This window comes from Pseudomonas sp. MD195_PC81_125, from assembly GCF_014060985.1.
GTDB classification, from domain to species: Bacteria; Pseudomonadota; Gammaproteobacteria; order Pseudomonadales; family Pseudomonadaceae; genus Aquipseudomonas; species Aquipseudomonas parakoreensis.
Genome location: NZ_JABULD010000509.1, coordinates 1 through 9,925, shown reverse-complemented (window position 1 = coordinate 9,925; position 9,925 = coordinate 1). Strand labels below are relative to the sequence as shown.

The 9,925-nt window shown below is 60.2% G+C and carries 15 protein-coding genes; 9 read left to right on the top strand and 6 right to left on the bottom strand.

The genetic code is table 11. The annotated features are described in order from the left end of the window. Nucleotides 1–48: 48 nt before the first annotated feature. From HT737_RS20395 to HT737_RS20380, 4 genes are all read right to left on the bottom strand, one after another. Nucleotides 49–951: an alpha/beta fold hydrolase gene (locus tag HT737_RS20395; protein ID WP_086793805.1), complete on the bottom strand. Its 903-nt coding sequence runs from the start codon at nt 949–951 to the stop codon at nt 49–51. Then, nucleotides 951–1,733: a class II aldolase/adducin family protein gene (locus HT737_RS20390; RefSeq protein WP_182403885.1), complete on the bottom strand. Its 783-nt coding sequence runs from the start codon at nt 1,731–1,733 to the stop codon at nt 951–953. The genes HT737_RS20395 and HT737_RS20390 overlap by 1 nt, the downstream gene beginning before the upstream one ends. Nucleotides 1,734–1,864: 131 nt before the next feature. Then, nucleotides 1,865–2,551 (bottom strand): LrgB family protein, encoded by a 687-nt coding sequence (locus HT737_RS20385; RefSeq protein WP_095667474.1) that lies wholly within the window; start codon nt 2,549–2,551, stop codon nt 1,865–1,867. Next, a complete protein-coding gene (locus HT737_RS20380) occupies nt 2,541–2,927 on the bottom strand; it encodes a CidA/LrgA family protein (protein ID WP_182403884.1) in 387 nt (128 codons plus the stop codon). Before HT737_RS20380 ends, HT737_RS20385 begins: the two co-directional genes overlap by 11 nt. A gap of 94 nt (nt 2,928–3,021) precedes the next feature. Here HT737_RS20380 and HT737_RS20375 point away from each other — a divergent pair, with 94 nt between their 5' ends. Continuing rightward, entirely contained in the window at nt 3,022–3,909 is an 888-nt protein-coding gene (locus HT737_RS20375) for a LysR family transcriptional regulator (RefSeq protein WP_182403883.1), read from the top strand. Here the strand turns inward: HT737_RS20375 and HT737_RS20370 are convergent. Then, nucleotides 3,899–4,354, bottom strand: coding sequence for a flavodoxin (locus tag HT737_RS20370; protein ID WP_182403882.1), 456 nt, complete (start codon nt 4,352–4,354; stop codon nt 3,899–3,901). The two genes, HT737_RS20375 and HT737_RS20370, sit on opposite strands and share 11 nt — an antisense overlap. Nucleotides 4,355–4,507: 153 nt before the next feature. On the opposite strand from HT737_RS20370, the gene HT737_RS20365 reads away from it, so the two are divergent. Together HT737_RS20365 and HT737_RS20360 are read left to right on the top strand one after the other, a co-directional pair. After that, nucleotides 4,508–4,984: a PAS domain-containing protein gene (locus tag HT737_RS20365; protein WP_182403881.1), complete on the top strand. Its 477-nt coding sequence runs from the start codon at nt 4,508–4,510 to the stop codon at nt 4,982–4,984. A 55-nt stretch (nt 4,985–5,039) separates the two neighbouring features. Further along, the gene (locus tag HT737_RS20360) at nt 5,040–5,645 is read left to right on the top strand and encodes a hypothetical protein (RefSeq protein ID WP_025109427.1); all 606 of its coding nucleotides are present in this window, start codon (nt 5,040–5,042) and stop codon (nt 5,643–5,645) included. Between the two features lie 3 nt (nt 5,646–5,648). Here HT737_RS20360 and HT737_RS20355 read toward each other — a convergent pair whose 3' ends face one another. Beyond that, nucleotides 5,649–6,608, bottom strand: coding sequence for a MerR family transcriptional regulator (locus HT737_RS20355; RefSeq protein WP_182403880.1), 960 nt, complete (start codon nt 6,606–6,608; stop codon nt 5,649–5,651). A gap of 211 nt (nt 6,609–6,819) precedes the next feature. On the opposite strand from HT737_RS20355, the gene HT737_RS20350 reads away from it, so the two are divergent. The 6 genes from HT737_RS20350 to HT737_RS20325 all read left to right on the top strand — a co-directional run bounded on the left by HT737_RS20350 (nt 6,820) and on the right by HT737_RS20325 (nt 9,878). Beyond that, the gene (locus HT737_RS20350) at nt 6,820–7,389 is read left to right on the top strand and encodes an antibiotic biosynthesis monooxygenase (RefSeq protein WP_047291761.1); all 570 of its coding nucleotides are present in this window, start codon (nt 6,820–6,822) and stop codon (nt 7,387–7,389) included. Between the two features lie 128 nt (nt 7,390–7,517). Continuing rightward, nucleotides 7,518–8,228: a dihydromonapterin reductase gene (gene folM, locus HT737_RS20345; RefSeq protein WP_182403879.1), complete on the top strand. Its 711-nt coding sequence runs from the start codon at nt 7,518–7,520 to the stop codon at nt 8,226–8,228. A gap of 21 nt (nt 8,229–8,249) precedes the next feature. Next, entirely contained in the window at nt 8,250–8,810 is a 561-nt protein-coding gene (folE, locus tag HT737_RS20340; RefSeq protein WP_047291757.1) for a GTP cyclohydrolase I FolE, read from the top strand. After that, a complete protein-coding gene (folX, locus tag HT737_RS20335; protein ID WP_041073935.1) occupies nt 8,811–9,182 on the top strand; it encodes a dihydroneopterin triphosphate 2'-epimerase in 372 nt (123 codons plus the stop codon). 68 nt (nt 9,183–9,250) lie between these two features. Continuing rightward, nucleotides 9,251–9,547 (top strand): DUF1244 domain-containing protein, encoded by a 297-nt coding sequence (locus tag HT737_RS20330; RefSeq protein WP_007968038.1) that lies wholly within the window; start codon nt 9,251–9,253, stop codon nt 9,545–9,547. Continuing rightward, entirely contained in the window at nt 9,540–9,878 is a 339-nt protein-coding gene (locus HT737_RS20325; protein WP_182403878.1) for a HopJ type III effector protein, read from the top strand. The genes HT737_RS20330 and HT737_RS20325 overlap by 8 nt, the downstream gene beginning before the upstream one ends. The last annotated feature ends 47 nt before the right edge of the window (nt 9,879–9,925 follow it).

Genomic DNA, 9,925 nt, shown 5'->3' with positions numbered 1-9,925 from the left:
TGCATTAATTTGTGCAGGAGTTGCCGCAGGCTGCGATCTTTTGATCTCTCAGGAGCACGCCACCTTGCGCGGCGGCAACTCCAGGCGATCACGAAACGCCAGATAATGTTTGAGCACCTGCACCGGCGCCTCGATCTGTGGATAGTGGCCGATGCCCGGCAACAACACCGTGTCGGCGCCGGCGATCAACTGGCGGTAACGCTCGACCATGTGCGCACCCGAGACCGGATCGACTTCGCCATCGATCACTCGCAACGGGATGTCATCACGCTGCATGGCCGCTACCCAGCGGTCGCGTTGCGCCCGGCGCTCGGGGATGTAGCCAATCAGTTTGTGCAGGATGCGCGGGCCGCGGTGGGTCTCGATCAGGCTCCAGAAATCATCCAGTTCGCTTTCGCTGGGGCCGGTTTGCGGGCCGAAAATCTGCCGAAAGCTTTTTACCAATGCATCACGGCTGAAGGCCCGGCCAATCATCCAGCCCAAAGGGCTGAGCAGCAACTTTTGCATCAGCACCGGGCGATGGGTTTCCGGGAACAGCCCGCCGTTGAGGAACACGCAACTGGCGACGGCGAGCCGGTTTTCGTAATGCCGCGCGAGCAGTTCCTGGGCGACGCTGTCGCCGTAATCGTGAGCCAGAATATGCAGAGGTTGCTCGACCTGCAGATGGGCCAGCAGCGCCTGTTGCAAATCGGCCTGTTCCAGCAGGCTGTAGCTGTGATGCAACGGTTTGGCCGAATCACCGAAACCGAGCATGTCACAGGCGATCACCCGATAGCGCTGGGCCAACGGCTGCCACAGGTAATGCCAGTCCCAACTGGCCGTCGGAAAGCCATGGATCAGCAACAGCGGCTCACCCTGCCCCGCCGTCCAGTAACGGATCGACTGGCCGCGAAAGACAAATGTCCGGCTGCGTTTGCGCCAGACACACAGAGGAATCTCGGCAAGAGGCATCAGAGTTTATATCCGGGGTCTTGTTTATCGAGTTTACGCAGCAACGCCGGCCAGGCCAGCGCGCCGCCCATGCCTTGAGCACTTTTGGTGACGCCGGCGATCATCGCTTTGGCGCCCGCCAGGATCTGCGGTTCGATGGCGATCAGTTCAGCACCGCCGGTCTGCGCCATGACCTGAATGTCGCAGGCGCGCTGGAAGGTGAACATCATCAGAAAGGTGTCGGCGATGGTGCCGCCACAGGTCAGCAGACCGTGGTTGTGCAGCATCAGGAAATTGTTCTCGCCCAGGTCGGCCTGCAAGCGCGCTTTCTCTTCGTGATTCAGCGCCACGCCTTCGTAGGCGTGATAGGCCAGGCTCGACAACACGAACAGCGACTGCTGGCTGATCGGCAACACGCCCTGCTTCTGCGCTGAAACGGCCACGCCGGACGCGGTGTGCGTGTGCAGTACACACACCACATCGTGCCGCACTTCGTGCACGGCGCTGTGGATGGTGTAACCGGCGGGATTGATTTCGTAGGGACTGTCCATGAGCTTGTTGCCGGCCTGATCGACTTTGACCAGGCTTGAGGCGGTGATCTCATGGAACATCAAGCCGAACGGGTTGATCAGGAAGTCTTCGGTGCCCGGGACCTTGGCGGAAATGTGGGTGAAGATCAGGTCGTCCCAGCCATGCAGGGCGACCAGTCGATAACAGGCGGCGAGATCGACCCGGGTCTGCCACTCCGCAGCACTGACCTGGTCTTTGACATTAACGGGCGACTGGACGGGGGCTACGCTCACTGTATGCACCTCTGCGTTCTTATTGTTTGGCACGTGTCAGCAGTCTAGTCAGCTCCCGGGGCTCACGTAGTTGCATTGCCAGCCAGCTTGATGACTGAGCGGGTCAGCCATGCAAACAGCTTGGATCCATGTCAAAGCAACGACGCCAACAAAGGCGCGGCGAACAGATTGAGCAGTCCCGTCAGCACCATCACCAGCCCGGCCACCGAGCCTTCTTCACCGCCCACTTCATGCGCCCGACTGACGCCGGCACCGTGCGCGCCAACCCCAAACAATGCACCGCGCGCCAAGGCACTGCGCAGCGGCAGCCACTTGAGCAGCACGCCGCCGAGCATCGCACCGAACACGCCGGTGAACATCACGAACACGGCCGTCAGTTCCGGCACGCCACCCAGATCCTGCGCCAGCGGCATGGCGAACGGCGTGGTGATCGAACGCGGCACCAGCGACATCGTGACTGAGGTATCCAGCGCCAGCGCCCTGGCCAGGCCAAACGAAGTAGCGATCGATGCCGCGCTGCCGGCGAGCATGCCCAGCAACAGCGCTGACCAGTGCCGCACCAGCAGACGTCGCTGCTGCCAGATCGGCACCGCGAAAGCGACGGTCACCGGCCCGAGCACCAGCATCAACCAATGGGTGTTGCTGGCGTATTCGGCATAGGCCGTGTGCAACGGTATGGCGAGCGCCAGCAGCAGCGCCGGCACCAGAATCAGCGGCGACAACAGATAACGCCCGGTACGCCGATAAATCCAGCGACTGAACAGATACGCCAACAGAGTGAAAGCGAGCCAGAACATCGGCATCCATTCAAGCTTCATGAGACCGCCTCAGGCGCACGGCCAACTCCACGGTAAAGGCCGTCACCAGCATCACCATCAGGGTGCTGGCGCCAATCACCAGCAGAATCCGCCAACCGTCATCACGCAGCAGTACGCCGTAGTCGAGCAGACTCATCAGTGCCGGAATAAAGAACAGCAGCATCTCGGCCATCAGCAAGCCGGCACCCAGTTGCAGCGCCGCCGGTTTGACCCAGCCAAACGCGAACGCCAGCAGCAACAGGGCCATGCCGATAACGCCACCGGGGATTGGCCAGGCCAGCCACGCGGCGATCTGGCAGCCGAGCAAATAGAGACCGAGCAACACGGCCAGTTCTGCTATCAGACGGGAAACATAAGTGAGGGATGCAGCGTTCATGATGGGCTCCTTACAGGGGCTTATTTTACGAAGCGGCCTGCCATCCCAGAAGCGAATTGTTAGACTCATGGCTATTCCAAAACGGAATCGGAAAATGGAATTCAAACAGCTGCGCAGTTTTGTCGAAGTCATGCGTCAAGGCGGCTTTACCCAGGCGGCGAAAACCCTGCACGTCAGTCAGTCGGCGGTGAGCAAACAAGTTGCGCAACTGGAGCAGAGCCTCGGCATTCCGTTGCTCGAACGGCTCGGCTCCCAGTTACACCTGACCGCTGCGGGCAGCGTGGTGCTGTCACACGCCGAGGGCATGCTGCGCTTGCGTCAGGAGTTGCTCAGCGAACTGGATGATCTGAGCCAACTGGCGCGCGGCGAATTGCGCCTCGGTCTGCCGCTGCTGGGCAGCGATGCGTTGTTCGCCGGTTTGTTCGCCGAATATCGGCGGCGCTATCCGAACATCAGCATTCAATTGCTTGAGGGCGGTAGCCGTAACGTCGAGCAGGCGGTGCTCAGCGGTGAACTGGAGTTGGGTGGCAGCTTGCTGCCCAAGGATCCGCAGTTCGATTTTCAGCCGTTCTGCGATGAGAAGCTCGACGCGTTGCTGCCGGTGGATCATCCACTGGCGGCGCGCGGTGAAATTGCTCTGGAGGAGTTGGCCGAAACACCGTTCCTGCTGTATCAGCGCAGCTTCGTACTCAATGACCGTCTATTGCAGGCGTGCCAGCAATTGGGCTTTACCCCGAAAGAAGGCGGGCGCAGTGGCCAGGCGGATTTTCTCGTGGCGCTGGTGGCGGCCGGGCAAGGCGTGGTGCTGTTGCCGAGCGTGGTCGCCCGGGCACTGGAGCGTCCGGGCGTGGTGCGCCTGACCTTGCGCGCGCCAGATTATCTGCGTTGGGATATCGCGTTCATCTGGCGTCGCGGCGCCTACCTGTCGAAAGCTGCCCAGGCCTGGCTGGCCCTGCTGCGCGAACGCGCGATCAACCCTTGAGCGCGGCGATCAGTTGCGCCAGCCAAGGCTCGGCATCGGTTTCAGGGGTCACGCTTTCGCTGGCGTCCAGACGCAGCATCTCCTGTACTTCGCGCACGCCCAGCTCGGCGAACAACTCGCGCATCTGCTCGCCACCGCCGCAAAACGTATCGCCGTAACTGGCATCGCCCAAACCGATCACCGCGCCGGGCAAACCGCGCCAGGCCATCGGCAATTGATCGCGAAGGCTGAAATAGAGCGGCTGCAGGTTATCCGGCAACTCGCCCATGCCGGTGGTCGAGGTCACCGCGAGAATCGCTTCAGGGCCGAACGCCTTAATATCCGCCAGGCTGGCGCGCGAGTTGTAGAAGGTTTCAAAACCGGCGTCTTTCAGCAGGTTCTGCGCGTGACGGGCGACTTCTTCGGCCGTGCCGTAAACCGAGCCGGAGAGGATGGCGACTTTCATCAATCTGATCCTGGAGCTGAAAAAAAAGAGCGGCGATAGTAGCAGTCCGACGCAAAAGCCGCGATCCAGGCCCGATTCGCCGTGATGGCCAGTAGACAGACCCGCTGGAACTTCTAGAATGCCAGCCATTATCGACACCGAAAGGATTCATTGATGATCAATGCCAGCCTGATGCAAATGGTGATCAACGCGTCGAACGATGGAATCGTCGTGGCCGAAAAGGAAGGCGAGCAGGACAACATCCTGATCTATGTGAACCCGGCCTTCGAACGCCTGACCGGTTACAGCAGCGAAGAGATTCTCTATCAGGACTGCCGTTTTCTTCAGGCCGGAGACCGCGATCAGCCGAGTCTGGAAAGGATTCGCGAAATGCTGCGTAACGGTGGCGCGTGTCGTGAAACATTGCGCAACTATCGCAAGGACGGCACGCCTTTCTGGAATGAACTGTCGCTATCGACAGTAAAAAACGCCGATGACGGCCAAACCTATATCGTCGGCGTGCAAAAAGACGTCACGGTTCAGGTCAAGGCGCAACAACGCGTCGCGCAACTGGAAGCGCAGGTTGCCGCCTTGCAAGCCGAACTCGCGGCGCTCAAAGCGACGAACGGCGAAAACAAAACGGCGAACTAAGTGTCAGTAACTACAATCACCAATGACTTTGTAACTATTTCTTTCGAGCCAGGCCATGCAACGCGACGCCCTCCTGACCCAGGATGAGCTGGATTTCATCCAGACCATGCAGCACAACCCGCAACTCAATGTGCGGGATGCGACGTCGAGCCTGTTGGTCAATGGCGGCTCGCAGATCCGTGACCTGCTCACGCGTCTGGCGGCTCATGAGCAAGTGACCATCCAGGCCAATTTCGAAAATCAGCAAATGACCTTTCCGCTGCACCTGGTGGAAGACGAATTTCACGCCTTGCACCTGCGTTTGGGCGTACCCAGCATTTACGAAGACGGGCCGATGGTTCGCCCTTGGCGTCTGACCCTCGAAGAGCCGGTCGCGCTGGAAAATGCCAAGGGCCAACCGGGGATGATGTGGGTGCATGAGGTATCGCACAAAGGCGTGCTGCTGGAAATGCGCAACAAGACCAAACCGCCCAAGCATTTCGCCCTGTGGTTCAGCCCGTCAGGTTATGAGCGGATCTCCCTGCGCGGCAATTTCGAGCGCGAAACCGAGCATGGCTTCTACGCTTACGAGCTGAGCCAGACCGATGCCGATGAAACCGAACGCCTGCGTCAGTTCATCCTGCAACAACACCGTCTGACCCACCCCGCCCTGCACACCTGATATTCAGGTATCCAGCGTCCCCGCGAGAAACTGCGTCATGCGCTGACGCATCGTCGCCCCTTCATTGCCCAGACAACCGATTGACGATCCGGCCAGACTATCCTGTGCCAGATCGGCAGCGTCGCCCGCGAGCATTACCTGACAGTCGAGACTCAAGGCCAGCCGATTCAGACGGCGCGGCAAATCCGGGGTGGGGGCGTGATTGGAAAACAGCACCAGCGCCTGTGGCTTGATCCGCTCGCAGACCAACGCCAATTCATCGAATGGCTGACCAGTGGTCAGCACTCGCACCCCCGCATCATTGCCACTGAGAAATAACGCGGCAACCAGTAACTCGAGTTCACGGCACTGACCGGCGAGCGCACTGACAATCACCTTGCGCGGTTGCGTGCCGCGCAGCGTGACAATGCGTTGCAAAACCCGCGCCCTCAGGAACCCGTCGAAAAACAGCCACTCGCTGGTCTGCCCAAAGGCATCCTGGCGTTGCAACATCTGCAGCCACAACGGCATGAGAATGTCCTGGAACACCACTGACAGCGAATATGAAGAGAAAATCTGGTTGTAGACCTGATCCAGCGCGCGGTCATCGAACGCGCTGACTGCAACCTGCACCTGTAGCTGCCACTGCGCGTAATCAGCCTGCACCAGATCATCAGGAATGATATGCGCCAGCACTTTCAGCGGCTCGGTCTTGGCGAGTATCTTGCCGACCTTGCTCACCGCCACGCCGCGGTCGATCCAGTCGACGATGCTGCGCACGCGCTCGATTTCGGTCATCGAATACAGCCGGTGCCCGCTTTCGGTGCGCGTCGGCTGAATCAAACCGTAGCGACGCTCCCATGCACGCAGCGTTACCGGGTTGACGCCGGTCAGGCGCGACACCTCACGAATAGGGAACAACTCTTCGCGCTCAAGTGCGACAGAGGCCTGCAAAGCAGAGTCAGCGTCCGTGATAACAGCCATTGTGCAGGTGCATCCACTCGGTAGATTTGGATCCCATTCTACCTCCGATGCCCTCTATCGGTTCAACCCCATGAACAGAGACGAAAGTCTCTGAAACTGTCATTAAAATCAGGAATAATCCTTGCTTGTCAAAAAGCGCAGGCTCCTACCCCCGCCTGCGTATTGCGAAACTCTTACCCGGAGCGACGCACTCGGAATACGGAGATACACAATGTCTACTTCCCCCGTCACGCTGATGGTTGCGCGTCGCGTCGCCGATGGCCGCTATCAGGACCTGATTGCCTGGCTGCGCGAAGGCGAACAACTGGCCACTGACTTTCCCGGTTACCTGGGCTCCGGCGTGCTCGCTCCGCCACCCGGTGACAACGAATTCCAGATCATTTTCCGCTTTGTCGACGAACAGACCCTGCATGCCTGGGAGCACTCGGTCTCGCGTACCGCGTGGCTCGCGCGGGGCAGCGATCTGTTCGCGCATCCCAAAGAACATCGGGTCAGCGGCATCGAAGGCTGGTTCGGCGCGGCCGGTCAGCGGCCACCGCGCTGGAAACAGGCCGTGGCCATCTGGCTGGCGTTCTTTCCGGTATCGCTGCTGTTCAACTTTGTTCTCGGGCCGTTGCTCGGCGACATGAGCCTGCTGCCGCGGGTGTTGATCAGCACGGCGTGCCTGACGCCGTTGATGGTGTATTTCTTTATTCCGCTGTCGACGCGGCTGCTGGCCAACTGGTTGAACGCTGTGCCGGCGCGACCTTTGCCTGCAACACCCTCTACGCAGAATCGCTAAAGATCGCAGCCTCGTTGCACTCGTCAGCTCCTACGGTGAAGGCGCCCCTGTAGGAGCTGCCGAAGGCTGCGATCTTTTCGCCAGCGTCGCTGTTATAGTTTTTGCTCCAAACGCGACGCGAGCCATTCATGACCAATTCCTCCGCCCCGATTCTCATCACCGGTGCCGGCCAGCGTGTCGGTCTGCACTGCGCGCAGCGTTTGCTTGAAGACGGCCATCAGGTCATTTTCACCTACCGCAGCGAACGTCCCGGCGTGCAAGCGCTGCGGGATCTGGGCGCGATCGGAGTGTTCGCCGACTTCTCCAGCGAAGCGGCCATTCTCGCCTTCATCGATGAACTGAAAACCCATACCGACCGCTTGCGCGCCATCGTCCACAACGCCTCCGAATGGCTGGCGGAAACCCCAGGCAACGAAGCCGAAGCCTTCGTACGCATGCTCAACGTGCACATGCTCGCGCCGTACCTGATCAACCTGCACTGCGCCGACCTGCTCAAGCGCTCGACACCGGCCGACATCATCCATATCAGCGACGACGTCACCCGCAAGGGCAGCAGCAAGCACATCGGTTATTGCGCCAGCAAGGCCGGGCTCGACAGCCTGACCCTGTCCTTCGCCGCGCGCTATGCGCCGGCAATCAAGGTCAACGGCATCGCGCCGGCCCTGCTATTGTTCAATCCCGATGACGACGCGGCGTACCGCGCCAAGGCGCTGGCCAAATCCGCGCTGGGCATCGAACCCGGCAGCGAAGTGATCTACCAGAGCCTGCGCTATCTGCTCGACAACCCCTATGTCACCGGTACGACCCTGACCGTCAACGGCGGACGGCACGTCAAATAAGTTGCTGCGCGAGGATCTCCCATGAGCCGTACCCTGCCCGAGAATTACCGCGAGATCCTCATCGGCCTCGGTGAAGACCCCGACCGCGAAGGCCTGCTCGACACTCCGCTGCGCGCGGCCAGGGCCATGCAATACCTGTGTCACGGCTATGAACAGCGTGTGGAGGAGATCGTCAACGGCGCGCTGTTTGCCTCTGACAGCGATGAGATGATCATCGTCGCCGACATCGAGCTCTACTCGTTGTGCGAACATCACCTGCTGCCCTTCATCGGCAAGGCCCATGTGGCTTATATTCCAACCGGCAAGGTGCTGGGGCTGTCGAAGATCGCGCGGCTGGTGGACATGTTCGCCCGGCGCCTGCAGATTCAGGAAAACCTTACCCGGCAGATTGCCGACGCAGTGCAACAGGTCACCGATGCCGCTGGCGTCGCGGTGGTCATCGAGGCCCGGCACATGTGCATGATGATGCGCGGTGTCGAGAAACAGAATTCGACCATGAACACCTCGGTCATGCTCGGCGCCTTTCGCGACTCGAGCAACACTCGCCAGGAGTTCCTGCAATTGATTGGACGGAGCAAGTAAATGTCACAACTTCAACCGGGAATGGCGCGCATCCGGGTCAAGGATCTGCGCTTGCGCACCTTTATCGGGATCAACGAGGACGAGATCCTCAACAAACAGGATGTGCTGATCAACCTGACCATCCAGTACGCCGCGCAGGAAGCGGTGCGCGACAACGACATCGATCACGCGCTGAACTACCGCACCATTACCAAGGCGATCATCGCCCACGTCGAGGGCAATCGTTTTGCGCTGCTCGAACGCCTGACCCAAGAGCTGCTGGATCTGGTGATGAGCAATACCGCCGTGCTTTACGCCGAAGTCGAAGTCGACAAGCCGCATGCCCTGCGATTTGCCGAGTCGGTGTCGATCACCCTCGCGGCCAGCCGCTGAGCGCGTCTGGCGCATTGCTCGCCAGACTTTTATCATCCGCGCCACGAATAGACTGCACAGAGCCCATCATGACCGAGCAACAACGCCTCGAACTCGAAGCCGCCGCCTTCCGCCGGCTGGTCGCCCATCTGGACAGCCGCAAGGACGTGCAGAACATCGACCTGATGAACCTTGCCGGGTTCTGCCGCAACTGCCTGTCCAAGTGGTACAAGGCCGCCGCCGATGACCGTCAGATCGAGGTCAGCCTCGATGACGCCCGCGAAGTGGTTTACGGCATGCCGTACGCCGAATGGAAAGCCCAATACCAGCAAGAAGCCAGCGCCGAACAACAGGCGGCGTTCGCCAAAGGAAAACCCAATGAGTGATCTGAACACCCTGCGCGCCAGCCTCAACAGCGGCGAACACGCTTTCGCCGATACCCTGGCCTTCATCGCTGCCGGTTATGACTACCAGCCGCAAGCGTTCAAAAACGGTGGCGTGGAAAACGCTGCCGGGCAGAACGAAGGTTCGTGCAAGACCCTGGGTCTGGCACTGCTGGAAGGCTTGAGCGATGAAGAAGCGCTGCTGGCATTCGGCGAGCATTACCGCTCGGTGCTGGCGACGCCTGAAGGCAGTGACCACGGCAATATCCGTGCGCTGATCAAGCACGGTCTGGCCGGTGTGAAGTTCGAAGCACAGCCGCTGACCCGCCGCTGATTCAAGATCAAAAGATCGCAGCCTGCGGCAGCTCCTACACTGATCCC

Coding starts and splice junctions, on each gene's coding strand:
- folM (WP_182403879.1), top strand. CDS start 7,518: ATGACCAATTCCTCCGCCCCGATTCTCATCACCGGTGCCGGCCAGCGT.
- HT737_RS20370 (WP_182403882.1), bottom strand. CDS start 4,354: ATGAAAGTCGCCATCCTCTCCGGCTCGGTTTACGGCACGGCCGAAGAA.
- HT737_RS20330 (WP_007968038.1), top strand. CDS start 9,251: ATGACCGAGCAACAACGCCTCGAACTCGAAGCCGCCGCCTTCCGCCGG.
- folE (WP_047291757.1), top strand. CDS start 8,250: ATGAGCCGTACCCTGCCCGAGAATTACCGCGAGATCCTCATCGGCCTC.
- HT737_RS20360 (WP_025109427.1), top strand. CDS start 5,040: ATGCAACGCGACGCCCTCCTGACCCAGGATGAGCTGGATTTCATCCAG.
- folX (WP_041073935.1), top strand. CDS start 8,811: ATGTCACAACTTCAACCGGGAATGGCGCGCATCCGGGTCAAGGATCTG.
- HT737_RS20365 (WP_182403881.1), top strand. CDS start 4,508: ATGATCAATGCCAGCCTGATGCAAATGGTGATCAACGCGTCGAACGAT.
- HT737_RS20355 (WP_182403880.1), bottom strand. CDS start 6,608: ATGGCTGTTATCACGGACGCTGACTCTGCTTTGCAGGCCTCTGTCGCA.
- HT737_RS20395 (WP_086793805.1), bottom strand. CDS start 951: ATGCCTCTTGCCGAGATTCCTCTGTGTGTCTGGCGCAAACGCAGCCGG.
- HT737_RS20385 (WP_095667474.1), bottom strand. CDS start 2,551: ATGAAGCTTGAATGGATGCCGATGTTCTGGCTCGCTTTCACTCTGTTG.
- HT737_RS20325 (WP_182403878.1), top strand. CDS start 9,540: ATGAGTGATCTGAACACCCTGCGCGCCAGCCTCAACAGCGGCGAACAC.
- HT737_RS20375 (WP_182403883.1), top strand. CDS start 3,022: ATGGAATTCAAACAGCTGCGCAGTTTTGTCGAAGTCATGCGTCAAGGC.
- HT737_RS20350 (WP_047291761.1), top strand. CDS start 6,820: ATGTCTACTTCCCCCGTCACGCTGATGGTTGCGCGTCGCGTCGCCGAT.
- HT737_RS20380 (WP_182403884.1), bottom strand. CDS start 2,927: ATGAACGCTGCATCCCTCACTTATGTTTCCCGTCTGATAGCAGAACTG.